This is a genomic window from Streptomyces sp. SS8 (genome assembly GCF_054072955.1).
Map to the genome: position 1 here is coordinate 1 of NZ_JBSVCZ010000031.1, position 22,573 is coordinate 22,573.

A 22,573-nucleotide genomic window follows, 5' to 3' on the forward strand; every position below is an offset into this window, starting at 1 on the left:
ACACCGGGCGAGGGCCGCAGTGGGGCGGGACCCCACTGCGGCCCTCGCCCGGGGGTTGTCCCGGCACCGCCCGTCCCGGCGGCGCACCGCACCGCCCACGCCACGGCGTCCGAGACGGCCGGGTGCGGCCCGCGTATGCCGACCGCAGGTGACCGCCGGTGCAGTGAGGCGGGCATTCAGGTGTCCGGGGCACCTCGTGGCGCGGGACCGTGCCAGCGATGGTGGACGGGTACCCCTCGCCCGCCCCTCACCGCTGGAGCATCGTGAACGCGTTGATTATCGGAACATCCTATTCTGCCGCCACCCTGGCGCTGCCCCGGCAACGCGCGGCCTCCTTCGAGGCCGAGGTGTCCGACGATGTCGTCGCCGAGTTGTGCGCCGTCCTGTTATCCCTGCTGAGTCGAAGAGACCGCAGGCTGCGCGCCGAGCAGTACCTGCGCGGCCTGCTGACCACCCCGGGCCGCAAGTCCGTCCGCAACATCGCCGCCCACCTGGGCGGAGCGGGGGTGGAGCAGAGCCTGCACCACTTCATCTCCAGCTCCGCCTGGGACTGGCGTCCCCTGCGGATCGCTCTGGCCGACTACATCGAGCGCACCGCGCCGCCACAGGCCTGGGTGGTGCGGCCGATCCACATACCCAAGGCGGGGAAGCACTCGGTGGGAGTGGACCAGCAGTTCGCCCCCCATCTCGGCCAGGTCTTCCGCGGCCAGCAGGCCCTCGGCGTGTGGCTCGCCTCCACCGAGCTGAGCACGCCCGTCAACTGGCGCATGGTGCTTCCCGAACTCTGGACCAACGATCCCGAGCGGCGCGAGCAGGCCGAAGTACCCGAAGGGCTGAGGGCGGAGAGCGCGGAGGAGTGCGCCGTGTCCGCGGTCGTGGAGATGGCCCGGCAGTGGAGCGTTCCGCGCCGGCCGGCCCTGCTCGACCTGCGGCGCGGCGGCATCTCCGCCGCGACCGTCCGGCTCGCCGCGGGCGGGGTGCCCTTCATCGCGCGGATCAGCCCGTCGTGCCGGGTGGTCGTGGCGGACCCGGCGCTCCCCGGCCACCGGGCCGGCTCACTGCCCGCCCACCGCGTGCTCGAACTGGTCAAGGGGATGCGGGTCCCCGTCTCATGGCGCGACGCGGCCCAGGAGAACACCGTGCGCACCACCACGGCCGCGGTCGTCCCCATCACGCTGCCGGCCCCCGCGGGGGCCGGGTCCCGGCGCCTGCTGCTGCTGGGCGAGTGGAGCGGTCCGGCGCAGCCCCCTTCCCGTCTCTGGGTCACCGGCATGACCCGTGCACCGGTCGGGGCACTGCTGCGCGTCGCCAAGCTGGACGGCCGGGTGGAGCGGGACTTCGCCCGCATCGGTGACCGGACCGGACTGCGCGACTTCGCGGGACGGTCCTTCCGCGGCTGGCACCGCCACATGACGCTGGCCTCCGTGGCCCATACGGCGATCGCCCTGGGCGCATCCGACTGAGGGACCGTCCGGGCGCGGGCGGCGGCCAGGTGGACCGCCCGCGCCCGGACGGGCGTGCTTCCTCGCCCGCGGCACGCCGGTGGGGTCCTCCGGTCACCGGACTCGGGGGGGGCGGACCCGGGCCGTCAGGAGCCTGCACCACCCGGGGAGCGCAGGCGCAGTACGGCCCTCATCCGGTGCATCCGCAGGGCCAGCTGAACGTCCAGGACGCGGCTCGGCCGCTGCCACTCCCCACCGAGCAGCGCGGTGATGCGTTCCAGGCGCCGCGACACGGTGTTGGGATGGACGTGGAGCGTTTCGGCGGCCTTGCTCGGACTGGAGCCCGTGGCGAAGTACGCCTCCAGCGTCTCGGTGAGTCCGGTGGCGTGCGTGCGGTCGTAGTCGAGCACCGGCCCGAGGGCCGCTTCGACGAAACCGCTCACGTCATGGGCCTCGGAGAGCAGCAGTCCCATGAAACCGAGGTCCTCCAGGGACGCGGTGCTTCCGGCGGCGTCGAGCGTGGTCAGCGCCTCCAGGCAGCGCACCGCCTCCCTGTACAGGCGGCTGACGTCGGCGAGGCCCCGTCCCGGTCCGGCCGCGCCCACGGTCGTCGGATGGCCCAGCATCGACGTCAGCTCACCGCCCACGGAGCGTGCGACGGCGGACGCGTCCGTACCGGGCAGCAGAAGTATGATGCAGCCGTCCTGAACGGTCTTTAGGCCGCCCTGGCGGTGGGCGTGGGAAGAAGCCCACACGATGGCGCGTCCGTACCCCCTGCCCTCGGGCCGCACCGCCAGCAGGACGTGCGGCTCCGTCAGGTCCATACCAACCCCGCTCAGGTTCTGTTCGAGGCGGCGCGCCTGCTGCGGGGCTCGCGACGGCAACGCGAGCAGTTCGTCGAAGAGAGCGTCGTGCACCGGCGCCTGCGTCATCGCCGTGCCGCGCTGCAGGAGCAGCTGGAGCGCGAAGGACTGGGTGACCAGGCGCAACAGCTGCTGGTCCACCCCAACCAGCGCGGCGCTGGGGCGCAGCACGACGAAACCCAGGTTCTCGGCACCGGCCAGCACGGGCGCCACCCAGGTCTCCTCGTTGTGTATCACCGGGGCACGGTCCGCATGCGCCTCCCAGGACGCCTTGGCCATCGCGGCGTCGTCCAGGTCCGGCAGGTCTGCCGTGGCCGCCATGACCCGGCCCGCGGGGTCGCGCAGCTGCACGGTGCTGTCCAGCGCGTCGGCGGCGGCTCGGGCCACGGTGTCGAGGTCCGCTCCGGACAGCAGCAGGCTCAGCATGCGGCCGTGGGCGTCCCCGAGGTGTTCGAGTCTGGCCAGGGCCGTACGGGCACGAAAGCCGTCCAGTTCGAGTGCGTTCACCTCGCTTCTGGCATCCTGGAGCCGTTCCGCCCGCTCGATCGCCACGGCGCCGAGCGCGGCCAGCGAGCACACCAGCCCGATCTCGCCCGGGGTGAGGCGTCGCACCGAACGGGAAGCGCAGAACAGGACGCCCAGGGCGCTGTCGCCATGTATCAGGGGCACGGCCAGCAGTGACTTGACACCCTCGGCACGGATGAAGTCATCGGCCTGCGGGCAGTGCTCCAGGGCGGGATCGCGCAGGTAGTCGGCGATCCACAGTGGAGCTCCCGTGGCGATGGCCCGCTGCCCCGGACCACCCTTCAGACGCATTCCCGGTGTGATGGCCGTGGTGGCGCCCTCGGCGGCGCGCAGGCTCAGCGCGTCGTCCTCCTCGCTCAGGCAGATGTACGCGAGGTCAGCGTTGACGATCCGTCTGAGGCGCCGGGTGATGACGTTCAGGAGCTCGCCCAGGTCGTGCGGCTGGGTCATGTCGCGGGCCGTGTCCACCAGTTCGGCGAGCGCATCCTCACGCTGCCGGCGCCGGCCCTGGGAGACGTTGACGACATAGGCCAGCCTGACCGCCTGCTCCAGACGGAGCCGCTCGGCCGTGGAGCACTCCCGGTCCGCGCGCAGCAGGAGCTCCTCGTAACTCTCCAGTGGTGCTTCTTCCGCAAGGAACCGGAGCACAGTGAGTAAGTCGAGGCGGTCTGTGTCTGCTTCGTCTTCCATGCCCGCCCTCCCCCTGGCTGTGCGGCAGTGCCGAACCTAGACAGCGCAAGATCGGCCCGTCAAGCACACTTGTGCGTATCCGCGCCGCCGGCAGGTTACGGAGACGCGGTGGTGGGGCCGGACGTCCCGGCCGCGCCGTGCCGGCCGGATCCCTCCGGACCGCGGGTCAGGCGCTCCGAAGCCGCGCGACCCCGTGGGCGGCCGCGAGGCTGAGGGCGCGGTCGCTGCCGCAGGCCGTGCGCGCCGCTTCCCGGCCCGCCGCGGGGCGGTGTGCCGTGAGCTCCGGGGTGGCGCGGCGCCGGCGCAGATGCCGCTCGATCACCCCGGGTTCCTGGCCCTCGACCTCCAGTTCGGCCTTCAGCTGGGCGTACAGCAGTCCCGGCGAGCGGAACCGGGTGAGGATCCGCGCCAGGTCGGCGCACAGTTCCCGCCGGCGCCCGAGCCTGAGGTCCACGTCGATCCACCGGTCCACGGCACGCTGCCAGGAGTCGACGAGCAGGTCCGCCTGGGAGCGCAGATGCGGCCCCAGGGCCACCCCCGCGAACGGGGCGGCGGTCCACAGGTCCAGCGCCTCGCGCAGCCGTCTGCTCGCCAGGTCCAGGTTCCCCGCGTCCATGGCACGGTAGCCCGCCCCGGCCGTCCGCTGGAAATCCCGGGCGTCGCTGGAACCCCCGCCGGTGTCCAGCCGGTACCCGCCCGGCACCCAGGCCAGCACCTCCTCGGTGGTCCGCGCGCTGCCCTGTGCCCGCAGAGCCGCACCGATGACGGCGCGCAGCTGCCATACGTGCGTTTCCAGTGTCCGCTCCGCGTGCGCGGGCGCTCCCTCCGGCCACAGCTCCTCGGCCAAGGCGCATGTCGGCACGACCTGGTCGGCGGAGGCCGCCAGCAGCGCGAGCACCTGCCTGGTCGCCGCCGCCGGGGGAGAGATCGGCACTCCCCCCTCGCGTACTGACAGCTCGCCGAGCAACCTCAGGTCCATGCCGTCCCCCTTCGACCCGGGCCTCCGGCCCGACCGTTGCCGACCCAGCAAAGAGTAACATATTCATTTTTTTGTTTTTCGCGGTCCCTGGCTACGCTCGAACGCGGTTAATCTCGTGGAGCGTTCAGCGGCTGCGACAGCGTGGACGCAGCCCCGAGGAAGGGCGATGATGAGGCAGGAGAGGGCCAGTCGTACGCGCCAGGCCTTGCTGGCCGCGGCTGCGGGGGAGTTCGACCGCCGCGGTTACGCGGGGGCCTCGCTCGCCGGGATCGCACGGTCTGCGGGCATCTCCCTGGGAGCGCTGACTTTCCACTTCGCTTCGAAGGAGGAGCTGTCGAAGGCCGTGCGGGAGCAGGGCAACGCGGCCACTCGCGCCCTCGTGACCCGTACGGCGGCCGACCGGGAACCGCCCGTCCAGTGGGTCGTGTCCCTCACCGTCGAGCTGGTGGAACTCCTGCAACGGGACGCTTCGGTCCGGGCCGCCGCACGGCTGGACCGGGAGGCGGCCGATCCGCGGTACAGCTGGCGGGGCGTCTGGAGCCCGGTGATCAGCGAGCGCCTGCGGTCGGCGACCGAGGAGGAGCGGCCTGCGGGCATGGACACGGCGGTGCTCGCGGCCCTGGCCGTGCACCTGGTCTGCGGGATGGAGGCGACCCTGCCCCACCGCAGCCGGTCCGACGGCGACCACGGCGGCGCCACGCTGCTGGCCCGCATCTGGCGGCAGATCCTCCCCCGGGCGGTGCCGGCGGAGCACGGCGCCGGCCCCGCCGGCCCCGCCGGCCCTCCTGCCCCGCACACCCGCAGACTCTGACCGCGGCTGCACGGGCAGTCCCGCGGCACTCACACGGCGCTGCATCCCCCGTCCACCGGAACCGCGGCTCCGGTGACGAAGGAGGCATGGTCGCTGCAGAGCCAGAGCGCCGCGTGTGCCACCTCCTCCGGGTCGGCCAGCCGCCGCTGGACGGCCCTGGCGACGGCGGTCTGCTCCAGCCTGGGGACCTGCTCCATGGCCGCTTCCATCAACTCGGTGCGGGTGCTGCCCACCATCAGCGCGTTGACGCGGACGCCCTGCCCGCCGTACTCGGCGGCCGCGGCCCTGGTCAGGCCGAGCACCGCGTGCTTGGCCGCCACGTAGGCGGCCATCGCCCCCGTCGCGAACGCGCCTGCCGTGCTGGAGGTGTTGACGATCGAACCGGACCCCTGCCGCAGCATGACGGGGACCTGCTGCTTCAGACAGTTCCACACACCCCGCGCGTTCACGTCCATGATGCGCCCGTAGACGGCGTCGTCCGTCTCGTGCAGGGGCGTGCCGATCCCTCCCCAGCCGGCGTTGTTGAACGCCGCGTCCAACCTGCCGTGTACAGCGACCGTCGCACTCACGGCCCGCTCCACGTCCTCCGGCGACGTCACGTCCCCCGCCGCCACCAGGGCCCTGCCGCCGGCCGCCTCGATCTCCTCCGCCAGCGCGCGCAGTCTCTCCTCACGCCGCGCCACGACCGTCACCGCCGCTCCCTGGGCGGCGAAAAGCCGGGCCGCCGCCCTGCCTATACCGCTGGAGGCGCCGGTGACCATGACGACCTTGCCCTGTAACAGACCGTGCGCAGACTCCACCACACCGCTCCCTTGTCGAGGCGCCCGCCCGGGCGCTGCTCGGACCGTACGTGTACGGGCCGCACGGGCGCACCCGGATTCCCCCGGCCCCGCGGGAATCCGGGTGCGCCCGTGCGGCTTCAGCGGAAGCGCTCGGCGTGGTCCGCGGCCCAGTCGGCGAACGTCCTCGGCGCGCGGCCGGTGACGGCGGCCACGGAGCCCTCCGGGCGCGCGGCGTCCCCGGTCCCACGGCGGCGGGCGGCCTCGGCAAGCGCCTGCGCCACCGGCTCCGGCAGCCTTCGGCGCCAGCCCTCCAGCGCCTGGTCGAGGGTGAGTTCCTCGAAGCGCAGGGGACGCTCCAGTACCTCGGACAGCGTCCGCGTCTGCTCGCGGGGCGACAGCGCCTGCGGCCCGGCCAGGGCGTAGACCCTGCCCTCGTGCCCCGGTTCGGTGAGCGCCCGTACCGCCACGGCGGCCACGTCGCGCGGGTCCACGCAAGCGGTCGGCGCGTCGCCGCCCGGCGCGCGTACGACGCCCTCCCGGCGGATCACGGGCGCCCAGGCCAGCGTGTTCGACATGGGGCTGCGCATACGGAGCACCGTCCAGTCCAGGCCCGAGGCGTGCAGCAGCCGCTCGGCGGCGCGGTTCCAGCGGACGATGAGGTCGTCCGCGCCGGGGTCGGTGACGGCCAGCCAGGAAATCTTCACCGCGCGCCGTACGCGCGCCGCGCGCGCGGCCGCCAGAAGGTTCTCGTCGTGTTCGGGCCGCATCGGGTCCGCGGTCACGACGAACACCGAGTCGGCCCCCTCCAGGGCCTTCTCCAGCAGCGGGCGATCGGCGTAGTCCGCGGTCACGGTCTCGCCCCCGAGCCCGAGCGCGCGGGCCCTGCTCGCGTCCCGCACGAGCAACCGGGTCCGCGCCCGTCCGGCGAGCTGGGCGGCGACGTGCCGCCCCACGGCCCCGGTGGCCCCGGTCACCACAACCAACGGCCGGTCCATCACGCGCTCCCCGCCCGGGACCGGTCGAACTCCAGGCGCTCGACGACATCCGGCTCGGCCATGGCCCCCAGCAGGCACCGCCATATCTCCACCACCCGGTTCGGAAGGTCCCGCCGTCTGGTTTCGAGGAAGGAGTGCATCTGAGCGCCCGTGCACGCGTTGACCACCAGGCGGGCCAGCGCCTCCACGTCGGTCTCCGGCCGCAGTTCACGGCGCCGCCGGGCCTCGCACAGGTCCTCGGAGACGATGCGCGTCCACTGCTGGTGGGAGTTCTCCCCCGGCTCGACGAAGTGCTCCTGTTCCATGACCAGCCGCGCCCCGGCGAGCAGCACCGGGTCGTCGAGCAGGCGGTAGGCCCAGGTGAGGGTGACGTCCACCGCGTGCTGCAGCCCTATGGAGGGGTGCGGCGGCACCACGAGTTCCGGCTGTGAGAGCACGATCTCCCGGGCGAGAGCGCCCTTGTTCCGGAAGTGGAAGTAGATGGCGCCCAGCGTGAGGCCCGCCCGTTCCGCGATGGTCGACACGTTCGCCCCGGCGTACCCCGACTCGGCGAACACCTCCGCGGCGGCGCGCAGGAGCGTCGCTCTGGTCCGCAACGCGCGCTCCTGCCTGATCACTCGGCCTCCCATGACACCCTTTCCCGACCCTCGACAAAGAAAAGAACGAGCTTTATTTTTACCTGAGGTCGTTCCGGACGGTGATTCTTCCCGTTTTCCGCTGCACATCAGCCGCACGTCGACGTCCCGAGAGGGAAGGACGCACATGCCCAGCAGCGCACACACCAGTCTGTCCACCGCCGATCTACAGCGGTTGGCCCGCAAGTCGAACCCCGGCGAGCTCCTCGTCCGCCGATTACACGAAGAGTCCCCGCAGATCCACGTGGTCACCCTCGGCTGGCCGGGCCCCCACGCCTTCTACACACTCCGCGACGGCGCCACCAGCCCGCTGCTCCTCGTCGAGGCCGTCCGGCAGGCGCTCGCCGTCCTGTCCCACACGGTTCAGGAGGTGCCCCTGGCCCACCGCCTCGGGTGGGAGTACGCACGCTGTGCCTTCGCGCCGGCGGCCTTCTGGGAGCGCACGGCGCCCGCGGACGCCGAACTGCGCGTCAGGCACGGCGACATTACCAGGCGCCGGCTCGGCACGACCCGGTCCACCGCCCACATCGAGGCCTTCCGCGGCAACGAACTCCTCGGATCCTGCGAGATCCGCTACATCACCCATCCGCCCGCCATCTACGACCGCCTGCGCAGCAAGTACGCCGACGCGCAGCGGGCCTTCGCCGCCGCGCTGCCGCCGGCGCCGCCGGTCACTCCCTCGCTGGTCGGCCGCACCGACCCCGGAGACGTCGTCATCGCGCCCACGTCCAGGCCGCACCGCTACCAGCTGCGCACGGACACCTCGAACCCGGTCCTCTTCGACCATCCGCACGACCACGTTCCGGGCATGGTGCTGCTCGAAGCCGTGGTCCAGGTCGTGCGGGCGTCTGTCCCGGGGCACGCGCGGACCACCGCCCTGGACACCACGTTCCTGCGGTACGTCGAGTTCGACGCGCCCTGCTGGATCGACGTCGCACCGGAACCACCGGACGGGCGGGAACGTTCACGGCTGCTGGTGACCGCCACCCAGAACGGCCGGGAGGTCTTCTCCACCACCGCGACGTTCGAGTCCCGGAGCGTAGTCCTCGTCTCCGAGGCAGCGGAGGCGGCCGGAGGACCCGGAGACCTCACACAGCTGTGCGACAGGGCCGCACCGGCCGCCTGCCCGGCCCCGTAGCGCCGTGCGCCGTGCGGGCCGCCGAAGAGGACCGGGTGCCGGCGAAGACATCGGCGGCCGCTGCGAATCCGTCGGCCGCGGCCCGCACGAGAGCCAGGGGCCGCGGCCGACGCACCGGGGCGGGCGCGGAGACCGTCTGCTATGCCTTCACCATGACCTCCGTCCCCGCGGCCCCAGGCGGCACGCATCTCCCCCGGCCATCCCTCTTCCCGGAGCAGTTGGCCCGCACCCGCCGCTTCTCGCTCGGAGTCCCCCGGCATCCGGTGGTGTCTGCGGACGGCGCGCGCGTGCTGTTCCTCCGCACCGGGTGCGGGGACGACCCCGTCGGACGACTGTGGCTGTGGGAGGGCGGCCGTGAGCGGCTGCTGGCCGCCCCGCACGGCGCGGACGGCGGCACGCGCCCGGTCCCGCCCGAGGAGAGGGCGCGGCGCGAACGGGCCCGCGAGCGGACCACGGGCGTGGTGGCGTACGCGGCCGACCGGGAGCTGCGGCGTGCGGTGTACGCGCTCGGCGGCGCGCTGTGGGCGGTGGACACCGGCGGCGGCGCGCCGTTCCCGGTACCGGCGGCCGGTCCCGTGGTGGATCCGCGGCCTTCCCCGGACGGGGAGCTGGTCGCCTACGTCACCGGCGGCGCGCTGCACGTCACCGGCTTCGGCGGCGGTCTCGATGGCGACCGGTGCCTGGCCGCCCCCGAGGGGCCTTCGGTGACGTACGGGCTGACCGACCATGTGTCGGCCGAGTCGATGGGGCGGCTGCGCGGTCACTGGTGGGCGCCCGACGGCCGGGCCCTGCTGGCGGCCCGGGTGGACACCACCGCTGTGCGGCGGCGGTGGGTCTGCGATCCGGCGCGTCCCGAGATCCCGCCGCGCCCCATGGCCTACCCGGCCGCGGGAACGCCCAACGCCGACGTCTCCCTGCATCTGCTCTCCCTCGACGGCGGCCGCACCGAGGTCGTCTGGGACCGCGCGGCCTTCGAGTACGTGGTGGCCGCCGGCTGGGACGCCCACGGTCCGCTGGTCACCGTGCAGAGCCGCGACCAGCGCGTGCTGCGGGTCCTGGCCGTCGATCCCGCCACGGGCGCCACCCGTGTCCTGCACGAGCAGCGCGACCGGCACTGGGTGGAGCTGGTGCCGGGCGCGCCGTGCCGCACCGCCTCGGGACTGCTGGTGAGGCCCGAGGAGTCGGCCGGGACCCGGCGGCTGCGCGTCGGGGACGTCCTCACCCCGGAGGGTCTGCAGGTCACCGGGGTGCTGGGCGCGGACGGCGACGAGGTGCTGTTCACCGGGTGCGAGGACCCGCTCGAGGAGCATGTGTGGACGATGGGGCCGGGGACGGGCTGCCGCCGGGTCAGCGACGGGCCCGGGGTGCACTCGGCCGCCGCGGCGGGCGGCACCGTGGTGCTCGACAGCCTGACCCCGAACGGGCGCACGGTCGCCGTCCTGCGGGGCGGGAGGGCGGTGGGGCGGATCGCCTGCCTGGCCGAGGAGCCCGTCGTCACCCCCCGTCCCCTCTTTCCCGTACACGGCGCCCGGCGGCTGCGCAGCGCGCTGTTCCTGCCCTCGGGGTACGACCCGGGGGCTCCGGACGCCCGCCCCCTGCCCGTTCTGCTCAGCCCCTACGCCGGGCCGGGGATGCGGCTGGTGGTGCGGGCCCGGACGTGGTGGGCGTGTGTGGCCCAGTGGTTCGCCGAGCAGGGCTTCGCCGTACTGGTCACCGACGGGCGCGGCACCCCGGGGCGGGGCCCGGGGTGGGAGAAGGAGATCCGCGGCGACCAGCTCACCCCCGTGCTGGAGGACCAGATCGACGCCCTGCGCACGGCGGTGGCCGAGCGTCCGTATCTGGACGCGGGTCGGGTGGCGATCCGCGGCTGGTCCTTCGGGGGCACCCTCGCCGCCGCGGCCGTGCTGCGCCACCCGGAGGTCTTCCACGCCGCGGTCGCCGGAGCGGCCCCCACCGACCAGCGGATGTACGACACGCACTGGAAGGAGCGTTATCTGGGCCACCCGGAGCGGGAGCCGGAGAACTACGAGCGCTCCTCGCTGCTGCGCGACGCCCACCGGCTGCGCCGTCGGCTGCTGCTGGTGCACGGCACCTGCGACGACAACGTGGCCTTCGCGCACACGCTGCGGCTGTCGGCGGCGCTGCTGGCCGCCGGGCGTGAGCACGCGGTGCTGCCGTTGTCCGGCGCGGGGCACACCGGCGGCGACGGGACGGCCGCCGGACGGCTGCTCGGTTTCGAGCTCGGCTTCCTGCGCGACGCCCTCGGGCTCGGAACCGGGAGCGGAGCCGGGGCCGGGTGACGGCCGGGGGGTGACCGGGGCCGGACGGCCTCCGCGTCAGCCGCCGACACCGTCGGCGGCCGTGCGCAGCGCCTCCACCGCCGCCCGGATGGACGGCCTGCGGTCGGCGTCCTCCCGCCAGACCGCGTAGACGTGCCGCTTCATCGGGTGCCGCACGGGGGCGACGGCCACTCCCCTCGGCAGCGGCCCGCGGCCGAGGCGGGGCGCGACGGCGACCCCCAGTCCGGCGCCGACCAGGGCGAGCTGGGTGTGGTGCTCCCCGGCCGTGTGGCACAGCCTGGGCTCGATGCCCTGGCCTCGCAGGGTGAACAGCAGCCAGTCGTGACAGAACTCGCCCCCGGGCCAGGAGATCCACTCGTCGTCCGCGAAGTCCGCCAGCTCCACCCACCGGGCCCCGGCACGGGGATGGCCGGCGGGCATCGCCACATCGGCCGGGTCGTCCAGGAGCGGCTCCTTGGCCAGCCCTGCGGGCAGGGACAGCGGGCGGTTGTACCAGTCCAGGACGACCGCGAGGTCGATGTCTCCGCGCACCAGCGCCCGTACCGACTCCTCGGGCTCCATCTCCCGCATCCGGGCCCGCAGTTGGGGGTGATCGGCGCGCAGTGCGGCCAGGGCGGCGGGGAACAGTCCCCGGGCGGCGGTGGGGAAGGCGCCCAGCAGCAGTTCGCCGACGGCCCGGCCGCGGTGCGCCTCCAGTTCGGCCTCGGCGAGTTCGAGCTGGGACAGCACACGCCGGGCGTGCTCGGCGAGCAGGCGGCCGGCGTCGGTGAGGCGGACGCCGCGGCCGTTCCTGGCGAGCAGCTGCTGACCGGTCTCGCGTTCCAGTTTGGCCATCTGCTGGGATACGGCCGAGGTGGTGACGTGCAGCCCCTCGGCCGCGCCGCTCACCGAGCCGTGGCGGGCGACGGCGTGGAGGATGCGGAGCCGGTCCAGGTTCAACATGTAAGCGATGCTAAGCGGTTCACTCCAGGACTTCTCGCTTGTCCTTAATCGTTGAAGGCGCGATCGTTGACGCATGTCCGCCTCCGCTCGCGCCGGCACCGTGCCGGTCCCCGACTCCCCCGGCCCCACCGCCCCGGTCGCCGCTCCGGCCGCCCCGGTCGCCGCTCCGGCCGCCCCGGGCTCCGCGTCCGTCCGCCGCCCGCCCGCGGTCGACTGGCGTGTGCGCTTCGCCGCCCTCAGCCTGATCTGGGGTTTCAGCTTCCTGCTGATCAAGATCGGCACTCACGGCTTCGCCCCGCTCCAGGTCACCCTGGGGCGTCTGGTGTTCGGCACGGCCGTTCTGGGCGCGGTACTGCTGGTGCGGCGCGAGCGGCTGCCGCGGGGCCTGCGCACCTGGGGGCATCTGGCGGTCGCGGCGTTCCTGCTGAACGCGCTGCCGTTCACCCTCTTCTCCTACGCCGAACTGACCATCTCCTCCACCCTGGCGGGCATCTGCAATGCCACCACCCCGCTGTGGGGCATGCTGCTCTCCCTGGTCGCCCTCTCCGACGACCGGCCCACCCGGCGCCGGGTGGCCGGGCTCGGCATCGGCTTCGCGGGCGTCCTGACCGTGCTCGGCGCCTGGCAGGGGTTCGACGGGCAGGACCCCGCCGGCACGGCCATGGCGCTGGTCGCCGCGCTCAGCTACGCGGTCGGCTGGGTCTACGTGCGGCGCACACTGGCGGGCGCGGACGGTTCCAATGTGGCGATGGCCGGTTCCCAGCTTCTGCTCGGCACTCTCCAACTGGCGGTTGTCACGCCCCTGTTCACCTCCTTCCCCGCCTCGTTCCCCGCCGGGCCGCTGCTGGCGGTCGCGGCACTGGGGGCGCTGGGCACCGGGGTCGCCTTCCTGCTGCAGTACGGACTGGTGGCGGAGGTGGGGCCGACCACGGCCACCCTGGTGACGTACTTCATCCCCGTGATCGCCACGGCGGCCGGGGTGGCGCTGCTGGACGAGCGTCTGGCCTGGAGCACCCCCGTCGGCGCGCTGGTCGTGCTCACCGGCGCGGCCCTCACACAGAGCCGGACAGGGAGCCGGTCACAGGTCCGGACCCGGAGCCGGGCAGGGAGCGCGCGGCCGTGACAGGCGGTACGGTTCAGCCGTACCGCCGCGCCTCGCCGGGCCGGATCGCCGCCGCCACCGCGTCGGCGACCGGCCCGGCCTCGTTCTCGGACAGGGCCGAGACGGTCAGCCGGATACCGGGCGGTGAGGCGATCCGGAAGCGGGCCCCCGGGGCGACGGCCCAGCCGGCCCGCAGCAGCCGGGCGACCGCGCCGGTCTCGTCGGGTACCGGCACCCACACGTTCATCCCGCTGCGTCCGTGGGCCTCGACGCCCCGCGCGGCGAGCGCGTCGAGCAGCGCGGCGCGGCGGCGGCCGTAGGAGCCGGCCACCTCGGCGGGGTCGATCGCCCGGCTCTCCCACAGCGCGGTGACGGTGTGCTGGAGCAGATGGCTGACCCAGCCGGGCCCCAGCCGCTGCCGTCCGCGCACCCGGTCGACGGTGACGGCGTCACCGGTCAACACCGCCAGCCGCAGGTCGGGGCCGTAGGCCTTGGCGGTGGAGCGCACCAGCGCCCAGTGCTCGGCCGGGCCGTCCTCACCCGCCAGCGGATGCAGGGGCAGATCGACGATGCCGTGCCCGTGGTCGTCCTCGATCAGCAGTACGCGCGGGTGTGCGGCCAGGACACGGCGCAGTTCGCGGGCGCGCGGCGCACTGATGGCGGCGCCGGTCGGGTTCTGGGCCCGGTCGGTGACGACCAGGGCCCGCGCGCCCTGCCTCAGCGCCCGTTCGACCGCCTCGGGCAGCGGGCCGTCGCCGTCCAGGGCGACCGGGAGCGTCCGCAGGCCCAGCGCGGGGACGAGGTCCAGCAGACTTCCCCACCCCGGGTCCTCCACGGCGACCGCGTCGCCGGGTTTCAGATGGGCCGCCAGTACCCGCTCGATGGCGTCCAGCGATCCGGAGGCGGCGGCGACGGGACCGGGCGGCACCGCGTCCGCGTCGAAGGCCTCGCGCGCCAGCCGGGCCAGGTCGCCGGTGAGTCCGGGGGCTCCGTAGAGCGTCGGGTGCCGCTCGTGACGCCGTGCGGCGGCGGCGAGGGCCGCGTCCAGCGAGGGCAGCAGCGCCGGGTCCGGGTTGCCCGTGGAGATGTCGCGCACGCCCTCGGGCGCCTCGACGCCGATGGCCTCGCGGGCGGTGGTGGCCGGGCGCGGGCGCACCCGGCTGCCGCGCCGTCCGGCCGTCTCGATCACCCCGCGCTCGCGCAGGGCGCGGTAGGCGGCGGCGACCGTGTTGGGGTTCACGCCCAGTTCCGCCGCCAGCTCGCGCATCGGGGGCAGCGGTTCGCCCGGCCCCAACTCCCCTGCACCGACCCCACGTTCCACGCTGGCGGCGATTTCGGCAGCGCGCCGCCCCTCGATCCGATATCCTCCTAGCACAAAAAAGATTATGCACTAGTGCAATATGAGGAGCAAGTCGGCGGGCCGCCGCCGCGGACGAGAGGGAGCCGAACACCATGTCCACCACCGCCCCCGGGGACGCGTACGCCCCGACCGAGCGCACCGTCCCCACCCGCGGCCGCGGGCGCGCGGCGTACGACCGCGAACTGGTGCACGCGATCCTCGACGACGGCTGCCTGTGCCACCTCGGTTTCGTCCGCGACGGCGCACCGGTCGTCCTGCCGACGCTCTACGCCCGGGTCGGTGAGCGCCTGTACGTCCACGGCTCCACCGGCTCCCGGCCGCTGCGGGCCGCCGGGGGCTCCCCCGGCGCGGGGCTGCCCGTCTGCCTGACCGTGACGCATCTGGACGGGCTGGTACTGGCCCGCTCCGCGTTCCACCACTCGGTCAACTACCGCTCGGTGGTGGTGCACGGCACCGCTCACCGGGTCGACGACCCCGCCGAGCGGGCCGTCGCCCTCGACGCCATCGTCGACCAGGCCGTCCCCGGGCGCTCGGCCGACTCGCGTCCGGCCGACGCACGGGAACTGGCCGCCACCGCCGTCATCGCCCTGGACCTGGAGGAGGTCTCGGCGAAGGTCCGCACCGGCGGCCCGAACGACGAGCCGGAGGACCTCTCCCTGCCCCACTGGAGCGGCGTGGTGCCGGTGCGCAGGACCTACGGCACTCCCGTACCGGCCGAGGACATGGCCGCCGGCGCCGCCGTGCCGGGCTATCTCGACCCCAAAGTCCTGGCCCGGACAACGGGGAACGGGTGACCCGCCGGCGGTTTGTCGGGCCAGGCCGCCTTCAACGTGCCGCCCTCGCGGAGCAGGTGCATGACGGGATCGAGCTTCGGGCGGGACGCCTTCGCGCCGCCGGCGTGGACGTCGTCACGGTCGACGCCGTGGCGGAAGCAGTGCGTCGACCCGACGCTCGGGGTTCCGGTCGGCCGTCGATGTGCGGCGGTGGCCGATGAGCATCGTCGGAAACCACCCGAAGAACCGTTCCCCGACGTTGATTCTCGGCGCGAGTCGCCGACACTACCCGTCCGCGGGTCTGTGATCACTGCACCGAGTGTCGGCAAACGGTCGTTTGCCGACACTCGAAGCAGCCCGGTCCGGGAGGTAGCGGCGCACTTTGCCACTCGGGTCACCAGCCAGCTGGGCTGCTCTACGGTCCACTTCCCCCGGGTCCAGAACACCCAGAGTACGCCACGCTTCGGCGCGTATTCGCGCCTTGCGGTGTGTGATGAATTCCAGTACCCGCGGCACGTCGCACGCACCTCCCAGGTCGGCGAGCCCTCCCAGCGCGCCGATGATGACCGCATCCGACGGATCACCGGACATCAAGGCATCGCGATACACCTTTGGCGCGAGATTCGTATGGCCGCGGGCGTACAGGGTGGCGCGAGCGTGGTAGCGGACTCGGGCATCACGATCGAGCATCGCGCTGCGCAGTTCCATTTCACCGTGTTGCCGACGGGCCCGGACACGCAGTGCCCGCAAACGTATGCGGGGACTACTGCTGTTTTCCAGGTACGGCAGGAGCGCGTCCTGTTCGTCCGGTGTCAGCCGCGACGACGTGGCCACACGGGCGGCCCACCGCCACAGAGACGGGTCCCGGGCCGCGAAAGCGGTCTCGACGGCCGCAGCCGGGTCGATCCGGGCGAGCCACCGTAGACAGCAGGCGCGCATCGGAGGGTCCGTCGACCGGGCGCCCTGCCACAACGCCTCTACTCCGCCACGGTAGAGAAGGTCCTCCACCATGGCCAGCAGAGGACTTGCCCGACGGCGTCTGCTCAAGCCGTCAAGAAGAGGCAGCGCCTGAACGAGGAAATCCACGTGTTCCGGGGTCAGCCGTGCGGCCAGCGCTTCCTGTGCGAGGTCTCGCACTTCCCCGACCGGATCATTGAGCCGCAGCAACAGAAAGGGAACCGGGAAGGAATCCGGAGTGTCGGCAAGCCTGGCGACACCCTCTTCCCTGACATACCCGGACCGGTCGAACGACATCAAAGCGGCCGCAGCCATGGCATACCGATCGGGCACGGCATCACTAAAGGCGCTCAGCCCGAGAGAACTGAGACTGTAACGCCGACTGCGGTAGCCCGATTCCAGACGCATCAACTCGGACGGCGTTGCCCTTCGCAGCAAGGTGTCCAAGCGACGCGCCGCCAGGGCCGGCTCCTCGTCCCACGACAGCATGACCTGGACAACGGAACTCAAAAGCACCGATCGGATGAATCGAACCTCGGAATCGGACATCCCCCGCGCCTCGCCTCTGCCTGGTTGTTCTCGGCCTGCTTCCAGTTTTCCTTCGCGGTGCCGGATGTTCCACACGATTATGCGACGCCACGGCATGGATCTCGGGTGCGGGGCGGACGGCTGTCCATGTCGGGACGGAAGGTGCCGCACGGGTTGACGTTCGACCGGAACAGCGCGGTCAGGGCGCCGTCCTTGCCGTAGTGCGGCGCAGTGTTCGCGCTGTTCCGGCTCTTCGAGGGCCCGGCGGGCGGGGTGCTCGGGTCCACCACGGGCGAAGCGCCGCAGCGCCTGCCCGGCCTCCGTGCTGCCCGGACGCGGGACGGAGGTGTAAGCGGTTCCTCCGCCCGCGCCCCGGCTGTCACCCTCCGGCTGTCACGCCCCGGCTCCGCCTCCGACGCCTCCGGTGCCCCCGACACCCGCGCCCTCGGCGGCCGCCCGGCGCGCCCCGGAGGCCAGGCGTGCCTCGGCGATCGCCAGCCCCGTCACGGCGGTGAGCAGCAGCGCGGTGCCCGCCACGGTCGCCGCGGTCAGCCGCTCGCCCAGCAGCGCCACGGCGATCACGGCCGCGCTCACCGGCTCGATGAGCATGATCACCGAGGCGGTCGCCGACCGTACGACCGCCGCCCCCGCGAAGTACAACGCGTACGCCAGCGCCGTCGGCACCGCTGCGGTGTACGCCAGCAGGAGCAGCACCCGCACCGGGTCCTCGGCGGTGTGCGGCAGCAGGCCCTCGGCCAGTCCCAGCGGCAGCAGGCACACCGCGCCGACGCCGAACGCCCAGGTGGTGGTGGAGTACGGGTCGCCGCCAGCGCCGTTGCGGCCCATCCACCGGGTCAACAGGGTGATGGCGGCGTAGCCGGAGGCGGACAGCAGCGCGAGGCCGACGCCCAGCGGCCGCACCGTGCTCTCGTCGCCGCCCAGGTACAGCACCGCCAGGCCGGCCAGCGCGCCGGCCACGGCCGCCAGGCCGTCGCGTCCGAGCCGCTCGCCCATCGTCAGCCGGGCCCCGAGCGCGATCAGCACGGGCCCGGCGCCGAGGGTGACGGCCGTGCCGACGGCGAGCCCGGTGGCCTGGACGGCCGCGAAGTAGGCGGTCTGGAAGAGCGTCAGACCGAGTCCGGTGGCCACGATCCGCCCCACCCGGCGGCGCCGCGGCTCGGGCGCGGCCGGGGTGGTGCGCCCCTGACCGGCGGCGCGGGCGGTGCGGCGCAGGGGGAGGAACGCCAGCAGCAGGACGATCCCGCCGACGTAGCGCCAGAAGGACAGGGCGATCGGCCCCAGGTCGCTGGCGCGGTACAGCAGGGCGGCCGCGGCTCCGGCGGTGCCCCAGGCGACTCCGGCGACGACCAGGTAGAGCAGCCCGCGCCCGACGGACAGCCCGTCGGCCGGGGCGGAACCGCTTGCGGAATTACCGCTTCCACCGGTGGGCGCGGCGGTGGACAGGGCAGAAGTGGGTTTCGACACGTGTGAGTTCTCCGCGTACGTCGGGAAGCTGTCATGTGGTCCCGTACGCGGGCAGCGATGACCTGCGCGGCGGCGTCGGCGCCCCGCGCGGTACTCCTCGGCAGCCCGCCCTAGGCGGCGGGCGGGGGCAGTACGGTCAAATGCATGCCCGCACCCTACGGCGCGGGCACGTCCTGCGACAACCGCTGCCCCGCGCGCCCTCCCTCACTCGTGGCCCCGCCCGCGCCGCCCTCCGCGGCCACCGGCCCGGCCGGTGGCGCGGGGGGACTCGCGGGGGTGGCGCGCTGCGCGATGAACGCGCCCGCCAGCACCACGGCTCCGCCGAACAACTGGACCGCCGACAACCGCTCCTCCAGCAGCACCCAGGCCAGCACGGTGGCCACCACCGCCTCCAGGCAGGCCACCACCCCCGCCACCTGCGGCGAGAGCCTGCGCACCGATATCACCCCGGTCAGATAGGCGGCCACGGTCGCCACCAGCACGATCCAGCCCAGCAGTACGGCCGCGGGCACCTGGACGCCGCCGAGACCGGCCGGCCCGGTCCGGCTGCCCAGCACCGACCACTCCATCTCCCAGGGCCGGGCGACGGCGGTGAGCACCAGCGCGCCGATGAGCAGCCCGTGGGCGATGACGCCCAGCGGATCGGGGGCCGCGCCCCTGCCGGGCTCCTGGCCTCTGCCGCCGGTCCCGTGGTCGGACAGGACGAAGTAGCCGACCTGGCAGCAGGCGGCGCCCAGCGCCAGCAGCAACCCCCAGACGTCGAAGCCGAGTCCGGCCCAGATCTCCACCACGCACGCCAGGCCGCCGACCGCGAGCACCACCCCGGCCCCCGCCGCCCGGCTCACCGGGCGGCGCTGGACGAAGCGCACCCAGCCCAGCACCAGCGCGGGCGCGAGGTACTCCACCAGCAGGGCGACTCCGACCGGGATGCGGGAGATGGCCGCGAAGTAGCACGCCTGCACGCCCGCGACGGCCAGCAGCCCGAACCCGGCCAGCAGCGCCGGACGCCGCCGCAGCAGGCCGCGGTGGCGCCAGGCCAGCGGCAGCAGCACGACGGCGGCGCCCGCGACCCTGAGCCAGGTGACGTGCAGCGGGTCGAGCCCGGCGTCGATCAGCGGTTTCGCCGCCGGGCCGGAGCCGCCGAAGGCGACGGCGGAGACGAGGGCGAGGGTGAGGCCGGCACTCGCCCTCGAAGGGGCGGGCGGGGATGTCGGGGCATGCACCGGCCCATCATGCCAGCGCCCGACAGGTGTGTCAGCGGCTGCGCCCCTGACAGAGCCGCAGGGGGCGGTCCCCGGCACCCCGCGCCACCGTTCCCGCGAAGGCCTGGGCGGAAGCGGAGCCGGGACCGGGTACGGGTACGGCGCCCGCGCGGCGCAGCACCTCCACCGCCCGGCAGCACGGATCGGCGAGCAGCGCGTCCAGCAGGTCCACGCCCTCCACCCGTGCGCCACCCCGTGCCCGTGCCCGGCGGGGCGCGTCCTCCAGCGCCGCCGCGGCGGCGGGGGACCAGCCGGGGGCACCGCCCGGCGCGGCGACCGGTGCCTCCGCGGCCGCCCCACCCGCCGCACCCGCCGCGTCCTCGACAGCCCGCTGCCAGCGCAGCCCGTAGCCGATGCTGCGCTGCGCCAGATAGCCGAGGACCCGCGTCAGGCGCGCCGTACCGCCCAGAGCCGCGCGTACGGCCGGGTCCGACTCGACCAGGCCGTGCAGCAGATGGGCGGTGTCGACCTGCCGGTCCCCGTCCCGCACGGCGCGGCGGCGCGCGCTCGACAGCGCCGCCGCCGGCCCCGGGGCGAGCGCGGCGCAGACCTTCGGCCTCCGCCCGGCGATGCCCGGGCGGGACGTATGACTGTGCACGCTCCCCACTCCATCACCCCGCCGGCGTCCGGGCATCCGCGCCACGACCCATTCGCGCATCCCCCCAGGGGCGGGGTGCGCGGCCCGCCGCCTCCTTCCCCGGACGGAGGAACGGACGGCCCCGTTTCGTCCGGCCGCCTCCCGGGGACTCGTGGTCGGCACAGCCGCCGACAGGTGCACTGGAAGGAGACAGGGGCTCCATGACCGACACCGCCGCACAGACCGGGGATACCGGACCGTCCACTTCGGGGGGACTGCTCCACGGCGCACAGCCGGACGTGGCGGGGGCCGCGGGCCACCGCGACCACCCGCAGCGTGTGGGCTTCTTCACCGACACCTCGATCTGCATCGGCTGCAAGGCCTGCGAGGTGGCGTGCAAGGAGTGGAACGCCGTGCCCGAGGACGGCCTGGAGCTGACCGGTATGTCCTACGACAACTCCCAGGGGCTGAGCGCCTCCACCTGGCGGCATGTGGCCTTCATCGAGCAGCGCAAGCCCCTGGGGAGCCAGGAGCCGGGCGTGGCGCACGGAGCCCTGGGCAGTGCCGATGGCACGGACGGCATGGGCGACTTCGACGTCTTCGCCGCCGCGCAGCGCCTGGGCGCCACAACCTCTGAGCCGGGCGCCCGGGCCGGGGCCGGCCCGGGCGCCCCCACCGGCGAGATCTCCCCCATCGCGCCCGACGGGCGCACCGAGCTGCGCTGGCTTATGGCATCGGACGTGTGCAAGCACTGCACCCACGCGGCCTGTCTGGACGTGTGCCCCACGGGTTCGCTGTTCCGCACCGAGTTCGGCACCGTCGTCGTCCAGGAGGACATCTGCAACGGCTGCGGCTACTGCGTCCCGGCCTGCCCCTACGGGGTGATCGACCAGCGCAAGGACGACGGCCGCGCCTGGAAGTGCACCCTGTGCTACGACCGGCTGGGCGCGGGGATGGAGCCGGCCTGCGCCAAGGCGTGCCCCACCGACTCCATCCAGTTCGGTCCGCTGGACGAGCTCCGGGAGCGGGCCGCCGCCCGGGTCGCGCAACTGCACGCCGCGGGCGTGCCCGACGCCCGGCTGTACGGCGAGGACCCCGAGGACGGCGTCGGCGGTGACGGCGCCTTCTTCCTGCTGCTGGACGAACCGGAGACCTACGGCATGCCGCCCGATCCGGTGGTGACCACCCGTGACCTGCCGTCGATGTGGCGCCACGCGGCGGTCGCGGCGGCGACGATGGCCGCCGGAGTGGCCGCCTGCTTCGCGGGGAGGCGCCGGTGAGCACCCCCGAGCCGAACATGCCGGGCCCGGTCACCCCCGGCGGCCCCGGCGGAGCGGAGACGGACGGCGAGCGCCCCGGCCGGACGGCCGCGACCGGCCAGGGCGGCGGCAGGCACCGCCGCAGGCGCCGGCGCGGAGAGCAGCCGGTCGTCCCTGAGGCCGAGTTCACCTCGTACTACGGCATGCCGATCCTCAACCGGCCCACCTGGAAGACCCTCGACATCGCGGGCTACCTCTTCCTGGGAGGCCTGGCCGGGGGCTCCTCGCTGCTGGCCGCCGGGGCGCACGCCACCGGGCGCCGCGTCCTGGCCCGGTCGGCGAAGATCGGGGCGCTGGGGGCCGTCTCCGCCTCCACGGTGGCCCTGATCCACGATCTGGGCCGCCCGGGACGCTTCTACAACATGCTGCGGGTCGCCAAGCCCACCTCGCCCATGAGCATGGGGTCCTGGCTCCTGGCCGCCTACGGCCCGCTCGCCGGGGTGTCCGCCGTCACCGATGTGACCGGTCTGTTCCGGCGTTCCGGCGCGGCGGCCACCGTCGGCGCGGCGGTGCTGGGCCCGGCCGTCGCCTCCTACACGGCCGTGCTGATCGCCGACACGGCCGTGCCGTCCTGGCACGAGGGCTACCGCGAACTGCCCTTCGTCTTCACCGGCTCGGGGGCGGCGGCGGCCGCCGGGCTGGGCATGCTGGCCGCTCCCGTGGAGCAGGCCGGCCCGGCCCGCCGGGCCGCCGTCTTCGGGGCCGCGCTCGAACTGGGGGCCACGGCGGTGATGACCCGCCGCATGGGGCTGGCCGCCGAGCCGCTGGAGCGCGGCAGGCCGGGAGCCCTGATGCGCGCCTCCAAGGTGCTCACCGCGGCCGGCGCGGCCGCCGGGCTGCTGGCCGGACGGCGCAGCCGGACGGCCGCGGCGCTCTCGGGCGTCGCCCTGCTGGCCGGTTCGGCGGCCCTGCGGTTCGGCGTCTTCACCGCGGGCGTGGCGTCCGCCGAGGACCCCAAGTACACGGTCGTGCCCCAGCGCGAACGGCTGCGGGCCAGGGCCCGGGAGCGCCGCCGCGAGCACGCCGGCGACGGTGCGGACGGCGGGGGCGACGGGAACGGCACGGGCGGTGGGGACGACGGAACGGCGGTGTGAAAGCCGGTTTGGCG

The 22,573-nt window shown here is 74.1% G+C and carries 19 protein-coding genes; 8 read left to right on the top strand and 11 right to left on the bottom strand.

What is annotated here, in order from left to right:
• Positions 1–311: 311 nt before the first annotated feature.
• Positions 312–1,463, top strand: coding sequence for an IS701 family transposase (locus tag ACW69E_RS24205; protein WP_457500452.1), 1,152 nt, complete (start codon positions 312–314; stop codon positions 1,461–1,463).
• A 125-nt stretch (positions 1,464–1,588) separates the two neighbouring features.
• Here ACW69E_RS24205 and ACW69E_RS24210 read toward each other — a convergent pair whose 3' ends face one another.
• Together ACW69E_RS24210 and ACW69E_RS24215 are read right to left on the bottom strand one after the other, a co-directional pair.
• Positions 1,589–3,520, bottom strand: coding sequence for a helix-turn-helix domain-containing protein (locus tag ACW69E_RS24210; protein WP_457500406.1), 1,932 nt, complete (start codon positions 3,518–3,520; stop codon positions 1,589–1,591).
• Between the two features lie 166 nt (positions 3,521–3,686).
• A complete protein-coding gene (locus tag ACW69E_RS24215; RefSeq protein ID WP_457500407.1) occupies positions 3,687–4,499 on the bottom strand; it encodes an AfsR/SARP family transcriptional regulator in 813 nt (270 codons plus the stop codon).
• A 166-nt stretch (positions 4,500–4,665) separates the two neighbouring features.
• Here ACW69E_RS24215 and ACW69E_RS24220 point away from each other — a divergent pair, with 166 nt between their 5' ends.
• Entirely contained in the window at positions 4,666–5,310 is a 645-nt protein-coding gene (locus ACW69E_RS24220; protein ID WP_457500408.1) for a TetR family transcriptional regulator, read from the top strand.
• A 29-nt stretch (positions 5,311–5,339) separates the two neighbouring features.
• Here the strand turns inward: ACW69E_RS24220 and ACW69E_RS24225 are convergent, their stop codons facing one another.
• The 3 genes from ACW69E_RS24225 to ACW69E_RS24235 all read right to left on the bottom strand — a co-directional run bounded on the left by ACW69E_RS24225 (position 5,340) and on the right by ACW69E_RS24235 (position 7,716).
• Complete coding sequence (locus ACW69E_RS24225) at positions 5,340–6,113, bottom strand: SDR family NAD(P)-dependent oxidoreductase (protein WP_457500409.1); 774 nt, start codon at positions 6,111–6,113, stop codon at positions 5,340–5,342.
• A 116-nt stretch (positions 6,114–6,229) separates the two neighbouring features.
• Complete coding sequence (locus ACW69E_RS24230) at positions 6,230–7,087, bottom strand: NAD(P)H-binding protein (RefSeq protein WP_457500410.1); 858 nt, start codon at positions 7,085–7,087, stop codon at positions 6,230–6,232.
• Positions 7,087–7,716, bottom strand: coding sequence for a ScbR family autoregulator-binding transcription factor (locus ACW69E_RS24235; protein ID WP_457500411.1), 630 nt, complete (start codon positions 7,714–7,716; stop codon positions 7,087–7,089). The genes ACW69E_RS24230 and ACW69E_RS24235 overlap by 1 nt, the downstream gene beginning before the upstream one ends.
• Before the next feature lie 133 nt (positions 7,717–7,849).
• Here ACW69E_RS24235 and ACW69E_RS24240 point away from each other — a divergent pair, with 133 nt between their 5' ends.
• Complete coding sequence (locus ACW69E_RS24240; protein WP_457500412.1) at positions 7,850–8,860, top strand: ScbA/BarX family gamma-butyrolactone biosynthesis protein; 1,011 nt, start codon at positions 7,850–7,852, stop codon at positions 8,858–8,860.
• 152 nt (positions 8,861–9,012) lie between these two features.
• Complete coding sequence (locus ACW69E_RS24245; RefSeq protein ID WP_457500413.1) at positions 9,013–11,160, top strand: alpha/beta fold hydrolase; 2,148 nt, start codon at positions 9,013–9,015, stop codon at positions 11,158–11,160.
• Between the two features lie 36 nt (positions 11,161–11,196).
• Here the strand turns inward: ACW69E_RS24245 and ACW69E_RS24250 are convergent, their stop codons facing one another.
• A complete protein-coding gene (locus tag ACW69E_RS24250) occupies positions 11,197–12,102 on the bottom strand; it encodes a LysR family transcriptional regulator (RefSeq protein ID WP_457500414.1) in 906 nt (301 codons plus the stop codon).
• Between the two features lie 73 nt (positions 12,103–12,175).
• Here ACW69E_RS24250 and ACW69E_RS24255 point away from each other — a divergent pair, with 73 nt between their 5' ends.
• Positions 12,176–13,225, top strand: a complete 1,050-nt coding sequence (locus ACW69E_RS24255; protein ID WP_457500415.1) for a DMT family transporter — start codon at positions 12,176–12,178, stop codon at positions 13,223–13,225.
• A 13-nt stretch (positions 13,226–13,238) separates the two neighbouring features.
• Here ACW69E_RS24255 and ACW69E_RS24260 read toward each other — a convergent pair whose 3' ends face one another.
• Entirely contained in the window at positions 13,239–14,579 is a 1,341-nt protein-coding gene (locus ACW69E_RS24260; RefSeq protein ID WP_457500416.1) for an aminotransferase class I/II-fold pyridoxal phosphate-dependent enzyme, read from the bottom strand.
• A 77-nt stretch (positions 14,580–14,656) separates the two neighbouring features.
• On the opposite strand from ACW69E_RS24260, the gene ACW69E_RS24265 reads away from it, so the two are divergent.
• Positions 14,657–15,358 (top strand): pyridoxamine 5'-phosphate oxidase family protein, encoded by a 702-nt coding sequence (locus tag ACW69E_RS24265; protein ID WP_457500417.1) that lies wholly within the window; start codon positions 14,657–14,659, stop codon positions 15,356–15,358.
• 264 nt (positions 15,359–15,622) lie between these two features.
• Here ACW69E_RS24265 and ACW69E_RS24270 read toward each other — a convergent pair whose 3' ends face one another.
• From ACW69E_RS24270 to ACW69E_RS24285, 4 genes are all read right to left on the bottom strand, one after another.
• Positions 15,623–16,843, bottom strand: a complete 1,221-nt coding sequence (locus ACW69E_RS24270) for a hypothetical protein (protein ID WP_457500418.1) — start codon at positions 16,841–16,843, stop codon at positions 15,623–15,625.
• A 372-nt stretch (positions 16,844–17,215) separates the two neighbouring features.
• A complete protein-coding gene (locus ACW69E_RS24275) occupies positions 17,216–18,220 on the bottom strand; it encodes a DMT family transporter (protein WP_457500453.1) in 1,005 nt (334 codons plus the stop codon).
• Between the two features lie 242 nt (positions 18,221–18,462).
• Entirely contained in the window at positions 18,463–19,530 is a 1,068-nt protein-coding gene (locus ACW69E_RS24280) for an EamA family transporter (protein ID WP_457500419.1), read from the bottom strand.
• A gap of 31 nt (positions 19,531–19,561) precedes the next feature.
• The gene (locus ACW69E_RS24285) at positions 19,562–20,140 is read right to left on the bottom strand and encodes a Clp protease N-terminal domain-containing protein (protein ID WP_457500454.1); all 579 of its coding nucleotides are present in this window, start codon (positions 20,138–20,140) and stop codon (positions 19,562–19,564) included.
• A 227-nt stretch (positions 20,141–20,367) separates the two neighbouring features.
• On the opposite strand from ACW69E_RS24285, the gene ACW69E_RS24290 reads away from it, so the two are divergent.
• A complete protein-coding gene (locus tag ACW69E_RS24290) occupies positions 20,368–21,426 on the top strand; it encodes a 4Fe-4S dicluster domain-containing protein (protein WP_457500420.1) in 1,059 nt (352 codons plus the stop codon).
• A gap of 17 nt (positions 21,427–21,443) precedes the next feature.
• Entirely contained in the window at positions 21,444–22,559 is a 1,116-nt protein-coding gene (nrfD, locus tag ACW69E_RS24295; protein WP_457500455.1) for an NrfD/PsrC family molybdoenzyme membrane anchor subunit, read from the top strand.
• Positions 22,560–22,573: the final 14 nt, after the last annotated feature.

Excerpts from the sequence above, each read along its gene's own strand:
- ACW69E_RS24250 (WP_457500414.1), bottom strand. The coding sequence starts at position 12,102 with ATGTTGAACCTGGACCGGCTCCGCATCCTCCACGCCGTCGCCCGCCAC.
- ACW69E_RS24210 (WP_457500406.1), bottom strand. The coding sequence starts at position 3,520 with ATGGAAGACGAAGCAGACACAGACCGCCTCGACTTACTCACTGTGCTC.
- ACW69E_RS24215 (WP_457500407.1), bottom strand. The coding sequence starts at position 4,499 with ATGGACCTGAGGTTGCTCGGCGAGCTGTCAGTACGCGAGGGGGGAGTG.
- ACW69E_RS24290 (WP_457500420.1), top strand. The coding sequence starts at position 20,368 with ATGACCGACACCGCCGCACAGACCGGGGATACCGGACCGTCCACTTCG.
- ACW69E_RS24245 (WP_457500413.1), top strand. The coding sequence starts at position 9,013 with ATGACCTCCGTCCCCGCGGCCCCAGGCGGCACGCATCTCCCCCGGCCA.
- nrfD (WP_457500455.1), top strand. The coding sequence starts at position 21,444 with ATGCCGGGCCCGGTCACCCCCGGCGGCCCCGGCGGAGCGGAGACGGAC.
- ACW69E_RS24235 (WP_457500411.1), bottom strand. The coding sequence starts at position 7,716 with ATGGGAGGCCGAGTGATCAGGCAGGAGCGCGCGTTGCGGACCAGAGCG.
- ACW69E_RS24270 (WP_457500418.1), bottom strand. The coding sequence starts at position 16,843 with ATGTCCGATTCCGAGGTTCGATTCATCCGATCGGTGCTTTTGAGTTCC.
- ACW69E_RS24230 (WP_457500410.1), bottom strand. The coding sequence starts at position 7,087 with ATGGACCGGCCGTTGGTTGTGGTGACCGGGGCCACCGGGGCCGTGGGG.
- ACW69E_RS24255 (WP_457500415.1), top strand. The coding sequence starts at position 12,176 with ATGTCCGCCTCCGCTCGCGCCGGCACCGTGCCGGTCCCCGACTCCCCC.
- ACW69E_RS24220 (WP_457500408.1), top strand. The coding sequence starts at position 4,666 with ATGATGAGGCAGGAGAGGGCCAGTCGTACGCGCCAGGCCTTGCTGGCC.
- ACW69E_RS24240 (WP_457500412.1), top strand. The coding sequence starts at position 7,850 with ATGCCCAGCAGCGCACACACCAGTCTGTCCACCGCCGATCTACAGCGG.
- ACW69E_RS24265 (WP_457500417.1), top strand. The coding sequence starts at position 14,657 with ATGTCCACCACCGCCCCCGGGGACGCGTACGCCCCGACCGAGCGCACC.